This window comes from Paenirhizobium naphthalenivorans, assembly GCF_007992095.1.
GTDB lineage: Bacteria > Pseudomonadota > Alphaproteobacteria > Rhizobiales > Rhizobiaceae > Allorhizobium > Allorhizobium naphthalenivorans.
Genome location: NZ_BJZP01000002.1, coordinates 195147 through 211971, shown reverse-complemented (window position 1 = coordinate 211971; position 16825 = coordinate 195147). Strand labels below are relative to the sequence as shown.

General features: G+C 60.7%; 14 protein-coding genes. All 14 read left to right on the top strand.

The features are described from left to right. Window positions 1-121 precede the first annotated feature (121 nt). The 14 genes from mutS (at window position 122) to RNA01_RS02825 (ending at window position 16787) form a co-directional block, all read left to right on the top strand. Window positions 122-2836: a DNA mismatch repair protein MutS gene (gene mutS, locus RNA01_RS02890; protein ID WP_147178448.1), complete on the top strand. Its 2715-nt coding sequence runs from the start codon at window positions 122-124 to the stop codon at window positions 2834-2836. 98 nt (window positions 2837-2934) lie between these two features. Then, complete coding sequence (locus RNA01_RS02885) at window positions 2935-5763, top strand: [protein-PII] uridylyltransferase (protein WP_147178447.1); 2829 nt, start codon at window positions 2935-2937, stop codon at window positions 5761-5763. A 2-nt stretch (window positions 5764-5765) separates the two neighbouring features. Continuing rightward, window positions 5766-7334 carry a murein biosynthesis integral membrane protein MurJ gene (gene murJ / locus RNA01_RS02880; RefSeq protein WP_147178446.1) on the top strand — a complete coding sequence of 523 codons (1569 nt, stop codon included), beginning with the start codon at window positions 5766-5768 and terminating at the stop codon, window positions 7332-7334. A gap of 380 nt (window positions 7335-7714) precedes the next feature. After that, window positions 7715-8782, top strand: a complete 1068-nt coding sequence (gene trpS / locus RNA01_RS02875) for a tryptophan--tRNA ligase (RefSeq protein ID WP_147178445.1) — start codon at window positions 7715-7717, stop codon at window positions 8780-8782. A gap of 80 nt (window positions 8783-8862) precedes the next feature. Continuing rightward, window positions 8863-9357: a universal stress protein gene (locus RNA01_RS02870; protein ID WP_147178444.1), complete on the top strand. Its 495-nt coding sequence runs from the start codon at window positions 8863-8865 to the stop codon at window positions 9355-9357. A 111-nt stretch (window positions 9358-9468) separates the two neighbouring features. Then, window positions 9469-10032, top strand: coding sequence for a NifU family protein (locus tag RNA01_RS02865; RefSeq protein WP_147178443.1), 564 nt, complete (start codon window positions 9469-9471; stop codon window positions 10030-10032). Between the two features lie 24 nt (window positions 10033-10056). Next, window positions 10057-10707 (top strand): tRNA (adenosine(37)-N6)-threonylcarbamoyltransferase complex dimerization subunit type 1 TsaB, encoded by a 651-nt coding sequence (gene tsaB / locus RNA01_RS02860; protein WP_147178442.1) that lies wholly within the window; start codon window positions 10057-10059, stop codon window positions 10705-10707. A gap of 6 nt (window positions 10708-10713) precedes the next feature. Then, window positions 10714-11211 carry a GNAT family N-acetyltransferase gene (locus tag RNA01_RS02855; protein ID WP_147178441.1) on the top strand — a complete coding sequence of 166 codons (498 nt, stop codon included), beginning with the start codon at window positions 10714-10716 and terminating at the stop codon, window positions 11209-11211. A gap of 43 nt (window positions 11212-11254) precedes the next feature. Continuing rightward, window positions 11255-11683: a Fur family transcriptional regulator gene (locus tag RNA01_RS02850; RefSeq protein WP_147178440.1), complete on the top strand. Its 429-nt coding sequence runs from the start codon at window positions 11255-11257 to the stop codon at window positions 11681-11683. Window positions 11684-11712: 29 nt separating this feature from the next. Then, window positions 11713-12510 carry a lyso-ornithine lipid O-acyltransferase gene (olsA, locus tag RNA01_RS02845; RefSeq protein WP_147178439.1) on the top strand — a complete coding sequence of 266 codons (798 nt, stop codon included), beginning with the start codon at window positions 11713-11715 and terminating at the stop codon, window positions 12508-12510. Window positions 12511-12565: 55 nt separating this feature from the next. Beyond that, the gene (gene miaB / locus RNA01_RS02840) at window positions 12566-13966 is read left to right on the top strand and encodes a tRNA (N6-isopentenyl adenosine(37)-C2)-methylthiotransferase MiaB (protein ID WP_147178438.1); all 1401 of its coding nucleotides are present in this window, start codon (window positions 12566-12568) and stop codon (window positions 13964-13966) included. Between the two features lie 39 nt (window positions 13967-14005). Then, on the top strand, window positions 14006-15064 hold the full coding sequence (locus RNA01_RS02835; protein ID WP_147178437.1) for a PhoH family protein: 1059 nt from the start codon (window positions 14006-14008) through the stop codon (window positions 15062-15064). A gap of 16 nt (window positions 15065-15080) precedes the next feature. Beyond that, window positions 15081-15575 carry an rRNA maturation RNase YbeY gene (gene ybeY, locus RNA01_RS02830; RefSeq protein ID WP_147178580.1) on the top strand — a complete coding sequence of 165 codons (495 nt, stop codon included), beginning with the start codon at window positions 15081-15083 and terminating at the stop codon, window positions 15573-15575. 24 nt (window positions 15576-15599) lie between these two features. After that, window positions 15600-16787 carry a transporter associated domain-containing protein gene (locus tag RNA01_RS02825; RefSeq protein WP_147178436.1) on the top strand — a complete coding sequence of 396 codons (1188 nt, stop codon included), beginning with the start codon at window positions 15600-15602 and terminating at the stop codon, window positions 16785-16787. The last annotated feature ends 38 nt before the right edge of the window (window positions 16788-16825 follow it).

Below are 16825 nucleotides of genomic sequence, written 5' to 3'. Positions count from 1 at the left end.
TAGTTGTGGGCAGCCGTCGCTTGGCCGTCCTTCGTGGTTGTTTTTGTTTGGCATAAGTCGTTAGTGTTGCACGACTTCTTTTTCAAGAAAACACTAGACAGTGACAGTAAGCAGCGCCCCCATGAACGAGGTCCTGAATGCCGCCGAGCTTGCCTCGGAGGAAAGCCGCGCATCGGCGACGCCGATGATGGAACAGTATATCGAGATCAAGGCCAACAATCCGGGCAGTCTATTATTTTACCGGATGGGCGACTTCTATGAGTTGTTTTTCGAGGACGCGGTCGAAGCCTCTCGCGCACTCGGTATCACGCTGACCAAGCGCGGTCAGCATCTCGGTCATGACATCCCGATGTGCGGCGTGCCGGTCCATGCCGCTGACGACTATCTGCAAAGGCTGATCTCGCTCGGCTTTCGCGTGGCCGTCTGCGAACAGATCGAGGATCCGGCAGAAGCGAAGAAGCGCGGCTCGAAGTCCGTCGTGCGCCGCGATGTCGTGCGTCTCGTCACCCCCGGGACGCTGACCGAGGAGAAGCTGCTCTCGCCTTCGGAATCCAATTACCTGATGGCGCTCGCCCGCATCCGCGGTGGCGCCACGCCACAGCTGGCGCTCGCCTGGATCGACATTTCGACCGGCATCTTTCGTCTCGCCGAAACGGAGGAGGGGCGGTTGCTTGCCGACATCCTTCGGATCGAACCGCGAGAGCTGATTGTCGCCGATGCGCTTTTCTTTGATCCGGAGCTGAAACCCATCTTCGACGTGCTGGGCCGTGTCGTCGTGCCACAGCCGGCGGTGCTGTTCGACAGCGCGACCGCCGAGGGGCGCATTGCCCGCTATTTCGGCGTCAATACGCTCGACGGTTTCGGAACATTCAACCGAGCCGAGATCGCGGCGGCGGCGGCGGCTGTGGCCTATGTCGAGAAGACACAGATCTCCGAGCGCCCGCCGCTCGGGCTTCCCGAGCGCCAGAGTGCGGCCTCGACGCTTTTCATCGACCCGGCAACGCGCGCCAATCTCGAGCTGGTGAAGACGCTTTCGGGCGACCGCAACGGTTCTCTTCTTAAGGCGATCGACCGCACCGTCACCGGTGGCGGCGCCCGTCTCTTGGCTGAATGGCTGATGTCGCCGCTGACCGATCCGGAAGCGATCGCGCGGCGTCAGGACTCTGTTGCCTTCATGTTGTCCGAAGCTTCGCTCTCCGACCGGTTGCGCGATGCGTTGAAACGGGTGCCCGACATGCCGCGCGCCCTTTCGCGCCTGGCTCTCGATCGGGGCGGTCCGCGCGACCTCGGCGCCATCCTGCAGGGAATCGCCACTGCCGGCGAAGTCGCTGCTCTGCTGGGCGCTACGGCGCTGCCCGAGGAACTGGCCAAGGCCGTTTCCGATCTTTCGGCCCTGCCGGGGGGCGTGGCCGATCTCCTCGGCACGATGCTGGCGGAAGACCTCCCTCTATTGAAACGCGATGGCGGATTTCTCAAGCAAGGTGCCTCTCCCGAACTCGATGAAGTTCGGGCACTTCGCGACCAGTCGCGCCGGGTGATCGCCGGGCTTCAGCTGCAATATGCCGAGGAAACCGGTATCAAGTCGCTGAAGATCAAGCACAACAATGTGCTCGGTTATTTCATTGAGGTGACGGCGGGAAACTCCGGCACGATGACCGAGGGGGAGGTGGCCAAGTCCCGCTTCATCCATCGCCAGACCATGGCAAGCGCGATGCGCTTCACCACGACCGAACTGGCCGACCTCGAAACACGCATCGCCAATGCCGCCGGTCAGGCTCTGGCGATCGAGCTCGAGGCCTTCGAGCGTATGACGGCCGAGGTTGTGTCGAATGCCGAGCCGATCAAGGCCGCAGCGCGGGCTCTGGCGATGATCGATGTCGCGTCGGGGCTTGGCGCCCTTGCCGAGGAACAGGGTTACTGCCGGCCGCTGGTTGATGACAGCTGCATGTTTTCAATCGTTGCCGGCCGCCATCCGGTGGTCGAGCAGGCACTGCGCCGCCAGGCGGCCAGCCCCTTCATCGCCAACGACTGCGACCTTTCGCCGTCCGAGGCTGGAACCGACGGAGCGATCTGGCTTTTGACCGGTCCGAACATGGGCGGCAAATCGACCTTCCTGCGGCAGAACGCGCTGATTGCCATCCTGGCGCAAATGGGCTCCTTCGTGCCGGCGGGTTCGGCCCATATCGGGGTGGTCGACCGCCTGTTCTCGCGCGTCGGTGCCTCCGATGATCTGGCCCGCGGACGCTCCACCTTTATGGTCGAAATGGTCGAGACGGCGGCCATCCTCAATCAGGCGACCGAGCATTCTCTCGTCATCCTCGACGAGATTGGCCGCGGCACGGCGACTTTTGATGGCTTGTCGATCGCCTGGGCTGCCGTCGAACACCTGCACGAGGTCAACCGCTGCCGGTCGTTGTTCGCCACGCATTTCCATGAGCTGACCGTGCTTTCGGAGAAGCTTGACCGTCTTTCCAATGTCACCATGCGGGTCAAGGAATGGGACAACGATGTCATCTTCCTGCACGAGGTTGGGCCCGGCGCGGCCGACCGGTCCTACGGCATTCAGGTGGCCCGTCTCGCTGGCCTGCCGGCCTCCGTCGTGGCCCGGGCGCGTGATGTGTTGAGCCTATTGGAGGATGCCGACCGCAAGAATCCGGCAAGCTCGCTGATCGATGATCTGCCGCTGTTCCAGGTTGCTGTTCGTCGTGAAGAGGCGAAGAAGGCGGGGCCGTCGAAGGTCGAGGAAATGTTGAAAAGTCTCGATCTTGATGACATGACGCCGCGTCAGGCACTCGACGCGCTCTATGACCTGAGGAAACAACTTGGCAAGTCTTGACCGCTAATATCCTTGTCCAAGGCGCCTGAAAGGCGTTATAGCGCCATCCGTCGGTGGTCTCTGGGCGACCCGACAAGCCAGGAAAGCATGCCGCAACAATGGCCATGACCGAACTCGAATACGGCGAACTACTCGATGTTGCCGCCCTCAAGGCTGACTGCGAGGCCGTCGCTTTGGCGCATTCCGGCCAGTTGCTCGACATCCGCACCAATCTCTTGCCGATCCTGAAAAAGGCTAGCGCCGACGGACGCGAACTGGCCAGGGTCAAGCTCTTCGCCGATGGTAGTGGTATCAACTGCGCGCGGCGGATTTCCTGGATCCAGGATCAAATAATCTCGGTGGTCTTCGATCTCGTCGTCCGTCATGCTTATCGGGACAAAGCCGACAGGATCGCGGTTTCTGCCGTCGGTGGCTACGGCCGCGGCACGCTGGCGCCGGGTTCGGACATTGACCTATTGTTCCTGACGCCGCCCAAGTTGACCTCCGACATGCACAAGGCTGTTGAGTTCATGCTCTACCTGCTGTGGGACATCGGCTTCAAGGTTGGTCACGCGACCCGTACGGTCGATGAGTGCATGCGCCTGTCGAAGGACGACATGACGATCCGCACCGCCATCCTCGAAACGCGTTTCGTCTGCGGCCAGGAGGAGCTCGTTACCGAGTTGCAGCACCGCTTCGATCAGGAGGTGACCAACAACACAGCGCCGGAATTCATCGCCGCCAAGCTTGCCGAGCGTGACGAGCGCCATCGCAAGGCCGGCGATAGCCGTTATCTGGTCGAGCCCAACGTCAAGGAAGGCAAGGGCGGCTTGCGCGACCTGCAGACGTTGTTCTGGATCGCCAAGTACAAGTACCATGTCAGGGAAGCCAGTGATCTGGTTCGTCTTGGCGTGCTGTCGCGCCAGGAATGGCGCTTGTTCGAGAAGGCGGACGACTTCCTCTGGGCCGTACGCTGCCACATGCACTATCTGACCGGAAAGCCGGAAGAGCGGCTCTATTTTGACATTCAGCCGGAAATCGCCCGCAATCTGGGCTACCAGCCACGTCCCGGCCTTTCCGCCGTCGAGCGCTTCATGAAGCACTATTTCCTGGTGGCCAAGGATGTCGGCGACCTGACACGCATTTTCTGCGCGGAGCTTGAGGATCAACAGGCGAAAGCGGCGCCTGGTTTGAGTGGCGTCATAGGCCGTTTCGCCAACCGGCCGAAGAAGATCTCCGGTGCGCCAGAATTCATCGAGGATCGTGGTCGCATCGCTCTCGCTGATCCGGAGGTCTTCAAACGCGATCCGGTCTCGATCATGCGTCTTTTCCACGTCGCCGACCTCAAGGGGCTGGAATACCATCCAGACGCTCTGAAGGCGGTGACGCGCTCGCTGTCGCTGATCAACCACGAGTTCCGTGAGAGCGAGGAGGCGAACCGCCTGTTCCTCGCCATCCTGACCTCAAGACGCGATCCGGGCTTCGTTCTCAGGCGGATGAACGAGGCTGGTGTGCTTGGCCGTTTCGTTCCCGAGTTCGGCAAGATCGTCTCGATGATGCAGTTCAACATGTATCATCACTATACGGTCGATGAGCACCTGATCCGCACGGTGGAAGTGCTGGCCGAAATCGACAAGGGCAAGGCCGAAGACATTCATCCGCTTGCGGCCAAGGTGCTGCCGGGTATCGAAGATCGCCAGGCGCTCTATGTGGCAGTATTGCTGCACGACGTTGCCAAGGGACGCCAGGAGGACCATTCGATTGCCGGGGCCAAGGTGGCGCGCAAGCTCTGCCCGCGCTTCGGTCTCAACGCCAAGCAGACCGAATTGGTCGCCTGGCTTATCGAGCAGCACTTGCTGATGTCCATGGTCGCCCAGACGCGCGACCTGCACGACCGAAAGACGATCACCGACTTCGCCGAGAAGGTGCAGTCGCTCGACCGGCTGAAGATGCTGCTGGTCCTCACCGTCTGCGACATTCGTGCCGTGGGGCCTGGGGTGTGGAATGGCTGGAAGGGCCAATTGCTGCGCACGCTCTATTACGAAACAGAGTTGTTGCTGTCCGGCGGCTTCTCCGAAGTGTCGCGTAAGGATCGCGCCAAGCGCGCCGCCGAAATGCTGACTGAGGCGCTCGGAGACTGGAGCCAGAAGGACCAGAAGGCCTATGTGAGGTTGCACTATGAGCCCTACCTGCTCTCTGTGCCACTTGAGGATCAGGTGCGCCACGCCCACTTCATCCGCGAGGCAGACAAGGCCGGCAAGGCGCTGGCGACCATGGTGCGGACCCATTCCTTCCATGCGATCACCGAGATCACCGTGCTCTCGCCCGACCATCCGCGCCTTTTGTCGATCATTGCCGGGGCCTGCGCTGCTGCCGGTGCCAATATCGCCGATGCGCAGATCTTCACGACCTCCGATGGCCGGGCGCTCGACACGATCCTGGTCAATCGCGAGTTCCCTATAGACGAGGACGAGATGCGCCGCGCCGCGACCATCAGCAAGATGATCGAGGACGTCCTGTCGGGCCACAGGCGTCTGCCGGAAGTGATCGCCACGCGCAGCAAAGGCAAGAAGAAGAACAAGACCTTCCCGGTCCAACCGCATGTGACGATCTCGAACACCCTGTCCAATAAGTTCACCGTCATTGAGGTCGAATGCCTCGACCGTATCGGTCTGCTTGCCGAGATCACCGCTGTACTGTCCGACCTGTCGCTCGACATTCATTCGGCCCGCATCACCACCTTCGGCGAGAAGGTCATCGACACCTTCTATGTCACCGACCTGGTCGGCCAGAAGGTGACCAATGAGAACCGTCAGGCAAGCGTCGCCACTCAGTTGAAGGGTGTGATGGCCGAGCAGGGGGACGAACTGCGCGATCGGATGCCGTCGGGAATCATCGCGCCGCAGGTTCAGCGTTCCGTGTCGGCCCAGAAGAAGGCCAAGGTCTGACCATGGGGCTGATGAAGAAGTTCGTCACCGTCGGCGGTGCGACGCTCGGCAGCCGCGTCTTCGGCTTTGCCCGCGAAACGCTGATGGCCGCCGCGCTTGGTACGGGACCGATGGCCGACGTCTTCTACGCCGCCTTCCGCTTTCCCAACCTCTTTCGCCGGCTCTTTGCCGAGGGAGCCTTCAACGCCGCCTTCGTGCCGCTGTTTGCCAAGGAGATCGAGGCGAATGGTGTCGACGGCGCCAAGCGGTTTTCGGAGGAAGTCTTCGGCGTTCTGTTTTCGGTGCTGGTGCTGATCACCATCGTCATGGAACTCGCTATGCCGCTCATTGTGCAATGGGTGATCGCGCCGGGCTTCTCGGATGACCCCGTCAAATACTCGCTGACGGTGCGGCTCGCCACGGTGATGTTCCCCTATCTGATGTGCATGTCGCTGACGGCGATGCTGTCCGGCATGCTGAATTCGCTGCACCATTTCTTTGCCGCCGCGATTGCCCCGGTCTTTCTCAACGTGCTGATGATCGGCGCGCTGTTTTGGGCGCTCTATAGCGGCGCCGATCCGGCAACCACGGCCTGGTATCTGTCGTGGTCGGTTCTCGCAGCTGGTGTGCTGCAAATGGCTGTCGTCTACGCTGGCGTGCGCCATGCCGGAATGAGCCTCTCCTTCAAGTTTCCGCGCTTCACGCCGAATGTTAAGCGCCTGCTCGTTCTCGCCATCCCGGCGGCGGTGACGGGGGGGATCACCCAGATCAACCAGTTGATCGGTCAAGCGATCGCCTCGGGCAAGGAAGGCGCCATCGCGGCACTTCAATATGCCGACCGTATTTACCAGTTGCCGCTCGGTGTTGTCGGCGTCGCTGTCGCCGTCGTGCTGCTGCCCGAACTCGCCCGTGCGCTCAAGGCCAATCATATGAAGGAGGCGGGCACCATCCAGAACCGCTCGATTGAATTCGTGCTGTTCCTGACGCTGCCGGCCGCCGCAGCTCTCTGGGTTCTGTCCGACGAGATCATCCGTGTGCTCTACGAGCGCGGCGCCTTCTCCGAGCAGAATACCGGTGTCGTCGCGTCGATCCTCGCCATTTATGGAATCGGCCTGCCCGGCTTCGTGATGATCAAGGCGTTGCAGCCGGGCTTTTATGCCCGCGAGGATACCCGCACGCCGATGCGCTTCACGGGCATTTCCGTGGTGATCAATTCGGCGCTGGCGATATCGCTATTTCCGGTTCTTGCCGAGCGAGGCATCGCGCTTGCCGAAGCGACGGCCGGTTGGGTGAATACGGTTCTGCTTTTCGCCACGCTGCATCGCCGCGGTCATCTCGATTGGGATTGGGGCCTGTTCAGCCGTACGCTGCGCCTGATGGCGGCGGCGGGGATCATGGCGGTGATGCTCGTTTATCTGTCGGACCACTGGTCGTCCTGGCTGACGCCGCAGGCGCCGCTTCTTCGCCAGTTGACGGCGCTTGGCGGCCTGGTCGCTATCGCCATGGTCACCTACTTCGGCATCGCCTTTGCGATCGGCGGCGCCGATCTCGGCATGCTGCGCCGGAACCTCAAACGCAAGCCCAAAGGGTAAGCATCATTAACAATGGCTCCAGATCCGCTCGGGGGGGGGGGCGATGTCAGTGCGGAAAGGCCGTTGCAAGCGACCCCACTGCCGCCGGTGCCCGACGTGCTAATATCGACGCATAGCCGTCGCTGTGCTGTGATGCGCCCGAATGCGGGCGGTGCTCAATAATATGACCTTCGCTATGGAGTGGGATTTCTGCGGCGTTGATGCCTAATTTGGATTAGCCGTGGCAGGTGGCATGGTTTGCTCCACGGTGCGCCTCCGACCCGTACGCCGTGTACCGGGACGGTAAACTGGCCCTTGATTGTCGATGATCCGGGGTGCATAAGCCGCTGGCATATTTCGATCGACAGATCGTGCCCTCCACCAGCCTGTTGAGGACAAACATGGGTGAGTTCAAGCCACTGGTTTTTTCCGGCGTTCAGCCGACCGGCAACCTTCATCTCGGCAATTATCTCGGTGCGATCAAGAAGTTCGTGGCGCTGCAGGAAAACAACGATTGTATCTACTGTGTCGTTGATCTCCACGCGCTCACAGCCCAGCTCGTACACGAGGACATGCCGGCTCAGATCCGCTCGATAACCGCGGCGTTTCTGGCGGCCGGTATCGATCCGAGTAAGCATATCGTATTCAACCAGTCGGCGGTGCCGCAGCATGCTGAGCTGGCATGGATTTTCAACTGTGTCGCCCGCATCGGCTGGATGGAGCGCATGACGCAATTCAAGGACAAGTCAGGCAGCAAAAATGCCGAGCAGGTGTCATTGGGTCTGCTCGCCTATCCGAGCTTGATGGCTGCCGACATCCTCGTCTACCGCGCGACCCACGTGCCCGTTGGTGACGACCAGAAGCAGCATTTGGAGCTGACGCGTGATATAGCCCAAAAGTTCAACATCGACTTTGGCGGCCACATCCGTAAGGCAGGCCTCGGGGTCGATGTCACGGTGGGCGACGAACCTGTTCATGCCTATTTCCCGATGGTCGAACCGTTGATTGACGGGCCGGCTCCGCGCATCATGTCCCTGCGTGACGGCACCAAGAAAATGTCGAAATCCGACCCATCGGATCTTTCTCGCATCAATCTCATGGACGATTCCGATGCGATGTCAAAGAAGATCAGGAAGGCGAAGACAGACCCCGATGCGCTGCCAAGCGAAGTCGAAGGGCTGAAGGGGCGGCCCGAAGCCGACAATCTTGTCGGCATCTTCGCGGCCCTTTCCGACAAGACAAAGGCCGAGGTGCTCAGGGAGTTCGGCGGTCAGCAGTTTTCCGTCTTCAAGCCTGCACTAGTCGAACTCGTTGTGTCTAGTCTGGCTCCCGTCAATGGCGAGATGCGCCGTTTGATGGATGACCCAGGCTATATCGATGCGGTGCTGCGTGACGGTGGTAAGAGAGCGCGGGTTCGTGCCGAGAAAACCATGAAGGAAGTCCGCGACATTATCGGCTTCGTGCAGTAAAGTCGCGGCCGTTCGTTCGGCTGGAACAGCAATCCGGCCGCGAATGCGGCTAAGATCAACCATCCTGCGGCGGGGTACCTATGGTTTCAACACGCCTGTCACGTCTTGAGGGTCACCGTCGCAAGTTCATGGCGGTGATCGACAATACGCCCGAGTGTTCGCGCGCGGTACACTATGCCGGACGGCGCGCCAAGAATTCCAACGGTGGCCTCGTGCTAATCTATGTCATCCCGGAAGGCGATTTTCAGCAGTGGCTGGGCGTCGAGGAGATTATGCGTGCCGAGGCACGCGAAGAGGCGGAGGCCGTGATGGCCAAGGCTGCGCAGACCGTGCGTGAGACGATTGGTATCGAGCCGGAGATTGTCATTCGCGAAGGCAACGCCAATGCCGCTATCAATGGACTGATCGAGGAGGACCGCGACATCGCCATTCTCGTTTTGGCAGCGGGTTCGTCCACCAAAGAGGGCCCTGGACCGCTGGTTTCGATGATTGCCGGTCGCGGCGCGGCCTTCCCGATCCCTGTGACGGTCTTGCCGGATTCGCTTACCAATGAGGAAATCGACGCGCTCTGCTGATCGATACAGACGTCGAATATCAATGACGGCTTGAAGGTGCCTGCTTTCGCGCCTATTTTGGAAGAATTCTAAATCAAGCGGCAGCGGCCAGATCGCTGTTCGGAGGTTCCCATGTTCATTCAGACCGAAGCCACGCCGAACCCGGCGACCCTGAAGTTCCTGCCCGGTAAGGTGGTCATGGAAACCGGCACCGCCGAGTTTCGAGATGCCGACACCGCGGAAGTCTCCCCGCTGGCTGCCCGCCTCTTCACGATCCCCGGCGTGACCAGCGTCTTTTTTGGCTACGACTTCATCACCGTCACCAAGGACGGTCCTGAATGGCAGCACCTGAAGCCGGCGATCCTCGGCACGATCATGGAGCATTTCATGAGCGGCGCAAAGGTCATGGGTTCGGCCGCTACGGCCAATGACGAAGATGGGGACGAGGAGTTCTACGAGGATGGCGATGAAACCATCGTCGCGACCATCAAGGAGTTGCTGGAGACCCGCGTACGCCCGGCCGTCGCCCAGGACGGCGGCGACATCACCTTCCGCGGCTTCAAGAACGGCAAGGTCTACCTCAACATGAAGGGCGCCTGCGCCGGTTGCCCGTCCTCGACCGCGACATTGAAGCATGGTGTGCAGAATCTGCTGCGCCATTTCGTCCCCGAGGTCCAGGAAGTTGAAGCGGTCTGAAGCTGGTCGTGCAGGGAGCAGGGAATGATCGTACTGGCGATCGATACGGCCGGAGTCGATTGTTCCGCGGCGGTTTATGACGGAACCGCCGGGCGGTTGCTCGGCGAATGCTCGGAAATGATCGGTCGTGGTCATGCGGAAAAGCTGATGGCGACGATCGATGCGGCTCTCGACGCGGCGAGTATCGATCTCGCGGCTGTGGATCGCATCGCGGTGACCGTTGGCCCCGGCTCCTTCACCGGCATCCGCGTCGGCGTTGCTGCGGCTCGCGGCTTGGCTCTGTCGTTGGGCATAGAGGCAGTTGGCATCTCAACGCTTCCAGTTCTCGCTCACATGGCGGCGGACGAGGGAGCCCCTTTGCTCGCGGCCATGGACGCTAAGCGTGGAGAAATCTATTTGCAGCGCTTTTCTGCGGCGCGGGAGCCCCTTTCCACAGCCGAGATGGGCACCCTTGATGATTTCAAGGTGCTTGCCGCTTCGGGGGCGTGGCAGGTCACCGGCTCGGCCCGGCAGTTATTGTCCGATCCGGGCGCCGCGACGGAGACGGACCGCTTCGCGATCGCAGTTGTTGCCAAGCTCGGCGCGGAAGCGAAAGCTGCGGGCAAGCCGAAGCCGCTATATCTTCGCGGGCCCGATGCCAAGCCGCAGACGGGCTTTGCCGTTTCCCGAGCGTGAAAGTCGATGCTGGATACCTATCTCAAGCGCAAGCCAGAATTCGAGATCGTGCCGATGGCGGGCGAGCATTGCGCGCCAGTGGCTGAATTGCATGCCCAGCGGTTCTCCAAGGCCTGGAACGACGGCGAGTTCCTGAGCCTGCTGCTTCAACCGAACTCCTTTGGTTTCGTCGTCTGGCAGACCAATACGCTGATCTTCAGGTCGCCGCTCGCTGGTTTCGTTTTGGCACGTGAGATGGCAGGGGAGGCGGAAATCCTCACCATTGCCGTCGGCGAGAAGTTCGGCCGCTTCGGTCTCGGCTGGCGGCTGATGCAGGCGGCGATGCGCGAGGCCGGTGGCCGCGGCGGTGAAGCCATGTTCCTCGAGGTCGATGATGGCAACACGGCAGCCCTCGGCCTTTATCGCAAGCTTGGCTTCCAGAAAGCAGGCGAGCGGCCGGCCTATTATACTGACGCCAGCGGCCGTCGTTCCTCGGCGCTTGTCATGCGTCGCGATCTTCGATAGTTGCCTCTGTCATAAGACCGACACGCGCGGGAATACTCTGGTCATGAGCGAAGCACCCAAATCGCTGGAAGAATTGTGCGTCGAGCGCGGTATGCGCATGACAGAGCAGCGACGCATCATTGCGCGGATTCTTGAGGAATCTGCCGATCATCCGGATGTCGAGGAACTCTATCGCCGTTCGGTGACGGTGGATGCGAAGATCTCGATCAGCACTGTCTATCGTACGGTTAAACTATTCGAGGACGCTGGCATCATCGAGCGCCATGATTTTCGCGATGGCCGCTCGCGATATGAGACCGTGCCCGAAGAGCATCACGACCACCTGATCGACCTGAAGACCGGCGCGGTGATCGAGTTCCATTCACCTGAAATCGAGGCGCTGCAGGAGCGTATCGCCCGTGAGCACGGCTTCCGTCTCGTTGACCATCGTCTTGAGCTTTATGGTGTCCCGCTTACTAAGGACAAAGGCTGATCCATGCGTCCGTCTTCGGGAGCGAGTGCGTGATCAATTGGTTGAGGGTGGCGCTTGTCCTGCTCGCCATCGCGATCATGACGCTGTTCCTTGCTCCGCTTCAACTCTTGGCTCTCCGTTTCGACTGGCGGCTCCGCCGTCGGTTACCTCGGGTCTGGCACAGCGCCGCCTGTCGTCTGATTGGGATCCGGATCCGCTCGCATGGCCGTCTCGAGAGTCATCGTCCGTTGATGATCGCCGCCAACCACGCTTCATGGAAAGACATTCTGGTACTTGGCGCATTGGCCGATGTCGTGTTCATCGCCAAGACTGAAGTGGCCAGTTGGCCGGTTTTCGGATTGCTCGCCAGATTGCAGAAGAGCATTTTCGTGATGCGTGAGCAGAGGCGTCGTACTGGCGATCAGGTGAGCGAGATTGCCGAACGCATGGCCGATGGCGAGATCGTCGTTCTCTTTCCCGAAGGTACGACCTCTGATGGCAATCGCGTTCTCGACGTCAAGACCTCGCTCTTCGGTGCCGCAGCTGCTGCCCTGCCGCTGGCGCCGCAGGGTGTCGTCTATGTGCAGCCGGTGGCGATCGCCTATACGAGGGTGCATGGTATGCCGATGGGGCGCTATCACCGGCCGATCGCCGGGTGGCCCGGTGATGTTGGCATGGTGCCGCATCTCCTGGGGGTGCTGCAGGCCGGCGCGATCGATGTCGACGTCAGTTTCGGCGAGGCCGTAGAGTACCGCGAAGGGAGCAATCGCAAGCAAGTTGCGGGGCAGGTCGAGAAGCGCATGCGCTGCATGTTGCTCGACCATCTTCGCGGCCGGCTCTGGAGCTAGCCGTGCGCGGCATTTTTCGGTTTAATCTGCCGGGAAAAACCACTAAACAGCCCGCATGACACAGGACACCGCACCTCTTGCCGCCACGGACCTCCCGGAAGGCGCCGCTGCCCAGCGCAAGGTCTTCATCAAGACCTATGGCTGCCAGATGAACGTTTATGATTCCGGTCGCATGTCCGATGCGCTGGCCGCCGACGGTTATGTAACGACCGAGGATATGGACGATGCCGACCTCGTTCTGTTGAACACCTGCCATATTCGCGAGAAGGCGGCGGAAAAGGTCTATTCCGCGCTCGGCCGATTGCGTGAAACGAAGAAGGCGCGTGCCGCGGAAGGCCGCGAATTCATGATCGGCGTCGCCGGCTGCGTAGCTCAGGCCGAGGGAGACGAAATCGCCCGACGCGAGCCGGCGGTCGACGTGGTGATCGGCCCGCAGACCTACCATCGCCTGCCGCAGGCGCTTCGCCGTGCGCGAACCGGTGAACGGGTCGTCGACACGGAATACGCACTCGAAGACAAGTTCGAGCATCTGCCCGACCCGACCAAGGTCAAGGGCAGAGTACGCAGCGTGACCGCTTTCCTCACTGTTCAGGAAGGGTGCGACAAGTTCTGCACCTTCTGCGTTGTGCCCTATACCCGTGGCTCGGAAGTCTCGCGTCCTCTGGCGCAGATCGTCTCGGAGGCGGAAAAACTGGTCGCCGACGGCGTGCGGGAAATCACCTTGCTCGGGCAGAATGTGAACGCCTGGCATGGCGTTGACGGGACAGGACAGGCCATCGGTCTCGGTGAACTTTTGTATCGGTTGGCCGAAATCCGGGGCTTGGCGCGGCTGCGCTATACGACCAGTCATCCGCGCGACATGGACGACCGATTGATCGAGGCACATCGCGATCTTAAGATGTTGATGCCCTACCTGCACCTTCCGGTGCAGGCCGGTTCGGACCGGATCCTGAAAGCGATGAACCGCCGCCACAAGGCCTCGGAGTATATCGCGCTGGTCGAGCGTATCCGCGCGGCCCGCCCCGATATCGCCCTGTCGGGAGACTTCATCGTCGGCTTTCCCGGCGAGACGGAGGCGGATTTCCAGGCGACCATGGACCTCGTCGCGACTGTTGGCTACGCTCAGGCCTATTCGTTCAAATATTCGACCCGTCCCGGTACGCCGGGCGCCGATTTGCCCGGTCACGTGGCCGAGGAGGTCAAGGTTGAGCGCCTCGCGCGGCTCCAGGAATTGTTGCTGAAACAGCAGCAGAACTTTTCCCGCTCCTTGATCGGACGCGAAATCGACTTACTTCTGGAAAAGCCCGGTCGCATGCCCGGTCAATTGATCGGACGGTCTCCTTGGTTGCAGTCTGTGAATGTTGATGCAAACGACTCGAAAATCGGTGACATTATCAATGTACGAATCACCGCAGCCGGCCCGAACAGCTTGTTTGCCGAGGTGGCAGAGGGTTAGAGTGAGGGCCATAACCTGATCGAACAGGAGCCTGATCGCTTGAACGCACAAGACGTGGTTACTTCATCCTCGCGCAACAACCTTAGCGCCCCCGTGACCGACGCCAATCACTTCATCTTGACGTTTGAGAACAATCGGTTCGCCCGCGAGCTTTTCGGCCAGTTCGACCAGAACCTCAAGCTCCTTGAAGACCGCCTGCAGATCGAGGCGCGGGCTCGTGGCAATTCCGTTTCCATTTCCGGCGAGCTTCTCGCCACCAATCAGGCGCGCCGCGCCTTGGATTTCCTCTATGCGCGGTTGCAGAGCGGCGGTTCGGTGGAAGCCTCTGACGTCGAAGGTGCGATCCGTATGGCGGTTGCTGCGGACGATCAGCTGACGCTGCCGACAATGGAGCGCAAGGGCAAGCTGTCGATGGCGCAGATCGCCACGCGCAAGAAAACGATCTCGGCCCGTACGCCGACGCAGGATGTTTACATGCGGGCGTTGGAACGTTCCGAACTGGTCTTCGGCGTAGGCCCTGCTGGTACTGGCAAGACCTATCTGGCGGTTGCCCACGCGGCGCAGCTGTTAGAGCGCGGAGCGGTTGATCGTATCATTCTGTCTCGCCCGGCCGTCGAGGCCGGCGAACGCCTCGGCTTCCTTCCCGGTGACATGAAGGAGAAGGTCGACCCCTATCTCCGGCCCCTCTATGACGCGCTCTATGATATGATCCCGGGCGACAAGGTCGAGCGGGCCATTACCGCAGGCGTTATCGAGATCGCGCCGCTTGCCTTCATGCGTGGGCGCACGCTTGCCAATGCCGCGGTCATCCTCGACGAGGCGCAAAACACCACGTCGATGCAGATGAAGATGTTCCTCACCCGTCTCGGCGAAAACGCCCGGATGATCGTCACTGGTGACCCAAGCCAGGTCGACCTGCCGCGCGGGGTCAAATCCGGCTTGGTCGAGGCCTTGCAGATCCTGAAGGGCGTGGACGGTGTTTCGTTCGTGCGATTCAAGGATGTCGACGTCGTTCGCCATCCGTTGGTCGGGCGGATCGTTAAGGCCTACGATTCGCAATATGCGGTGCAGGATGAAAGCGAGCAGACCGACCGCTAGGCCGGAACGACGAATGATACAGAAGCTCGACATACAGATCGCCGTCGAAGCCGAAGGCTGGGCAGGTGAAGACGAACTCGAACACTTGGCAGGGCGCGTGCTCGAAGCCGCGGCCGAATATTTGCGCAGAGAGGAAGATCAGCCCTTTCCCGGTATGCCGATCGAGGTCTCACTGGTTTTTTCCGACGATGAGCAGGTGCGTGCGATTAATGCCGAATGGCGCGGGCAGGATAAGCCGACCAATGTGCTATCCTTCCCGGCTTTTCCGCTCGTGCCCGGCGGAAAGCCCGGGCCGATGCTAGGCGATATTATCGTGGCGCGCGAGACGGTGGAGCGTGAAGCGGCAGAACTCGACAAGAGTTTCACGGATCATCTGACCCATCTTATGGTCCATGGTTTTCTGCATCTCTTCGGTTATGATCATATGGTGGTCGAGGAAGCCGAAAGAATGGAGAGCCTTGAGACTCGTATTTTGGCCTCACTTGGCTTATCTGATCCCTATGCGGGCTAGGACCCGGTTTGACAGTTTGGAATAATGAGCGATTTTGCGACGAGAGTGGCCTCGGAGGCCAATGAGGGATCGGAAGGTTCCTCTTCGGAAGAAGGCGGAAGTTCTGCTAGGCCGGAGAGTTCCGGCCGAACACACACCTCCTTGTGGGCGCGGGCCGCCCGAATCCTGCGGCCGCCGCAGACATCGAGCCTGCGCGAGGATCTGCACGACGCCTTGAAGGCCGATGCCGGCACGAGTGAGGTGTTCACCCCCGAAGAACGCGCGATGTTGCACAATATCCTGCGCTTCCGCGAAGTCAGGGTGGAAGACGTGATGGTGCCCCGCGTTGACATCGAGGCGGTCGACCAGAGCATCAGCATAGGCGAGTTGATGGTGTTGTTCGAGGAGTCCGGCCGCTCCCGCATGCCGGTCTATTGCGAGACACTTGATGATCCGCGCGGCATGGTCCATATCCGCGATCTACTTTCTTATGTGACCAAGCAGGCGCGCAACAAGCGGCGCAGCGGGTCGCGTGCATCCCAGGCTGCTGCGGACAAGGCACAAAAGGCGGAAAAGCCCGCGCGGGCAGCCAAGACGGATTTCGATCTCAGTCGGGTAGATCTGTCGAAAACGGTCGCTGAGTGCGGTATTGTGCGTTCGATCCTTTTCGTGCCGCCGTCGATGCTCGCCTCAGATCTTCTCAGCCGAATGCAAGCGGCGCGAACCCAGATCGCGCTGGTGATCGACGAATATGGCGGTACTGATGGCCTGGTTTCGCACGAGGACGTGGTGGAAATGGTCATCGGCGATATTGAGGACGAGCACGACGATGAAGAGGCAATGTTCACCAGAATGTCGGACGACGTTCTGGTGGCGGATGCCCGCGTCGAACTCGAGGAGATCGCCGAGGCGATCGGCCCCGATTTCGATATTGCGGAGAAACTGGAGGACGTCGATACACTCGGCGGCTTGATCTTCGCAGCGCTTGGGCGCATTCCTGCGCGCGGTGAAGTGGTGCAGGCGCTGCCCGGTTTTGAATTCCATATTCTCGATGCCGATCCCCGACGCATTAAGCGGGTGCGTATCGTGCGTAAGCGGCCGCCGGCACGTCGCCGCGCGGCAAAGGGCGAAGCAGAGACGCCGGTCAATGCCGCAAAAATGCGGTCGACGCCGCCGGTCGCGCCCGTTGTCGCCGACGAAATCGCCGCGACGGATATCGACGGCAGCCCCTGAACTTCCGTCCCGTCAGTTCCTTTCCTAACCGCACGACA

Excerpts from the sequence above, each read along its gene's own strand:
- RNA01_RS02825 (WP_147178436.1), top strand. The coding sequence starts at position 15,600 with ATGAGCGATTTTGCGACGAGAGTGGCCTCGGAGGCCAATGAGGGATCG.
- tsaB (WP_147178442.1), top strand. The coding sequence starts at position 10,057 with ATGATCGTACTGGCGATCGATACGGCCGGAGTCGATTGTTCCGCGGCG.
- RNA01_RS02870 (WP_147178444.1), top strand. The coding sequence starts at position 8,863 with ATGGTTTCAACACGCCTGTCACGTCTTGAGGGTCACCGTCGCAAGTTC.
- RNA01_RS02850 (WP_147178440.1), top strand. The coding sequence starts at position 11,255 with ATGAGCGAAGCACCCAAATCGCTGGAAGAATTGTGCGTCGAGCGCGGT.
- mutS (WP_147178448.1), top strand. The coding sequence starts at position 122 with ATGAACGAGGTCCTGAATGCCGCCGAGCTTGCCTCGGAGGAAAGCCGC.
- RNA01_RS02865 (WP_147178443.1), top strand. The coding sequence starts at position 9,469 with ATGTTCATTCAGACCGAAGCCACGCCGAACCCGGCGACCCTGAAGTTC.
- miaB (WP_147178438.1), top strand. The coding sequence starts at position 12,566 with ATGACACAGGACACCGCACCTCTTGCCGCCACGGACCTCCCGGAAGGC.
- trpS (WP_147178445.1), top strand. The coding sequence starts at position 7,715 with ATGGGTGAGTTCAAGCCACTGGTTTTTTCCGGCGTTCAGCCGACCGGC.
- murJ (WP_147178446.1), top strand. The coding sequence starts at position 5,766 with ATGGGGCTGATGAAGAAGTTCGTCACCGTCGGCGGTGCGACGCTCGGC.
- RNA01_RS02855 (WP_147178441.1), top strand. The coding sequence starts at position 10,714 with ATGCTGGATACCTATCTCAAGCGCAAGCCAGAATTCGAGATCGTGCCG.
- RNA01_RS02885 (WP_147178447.1), top strand. The coding sequence starts at position 2,935 with ATGGCCATGACCGAACTCGAATACGGCGAACTACTCGATGTTGCCGCC.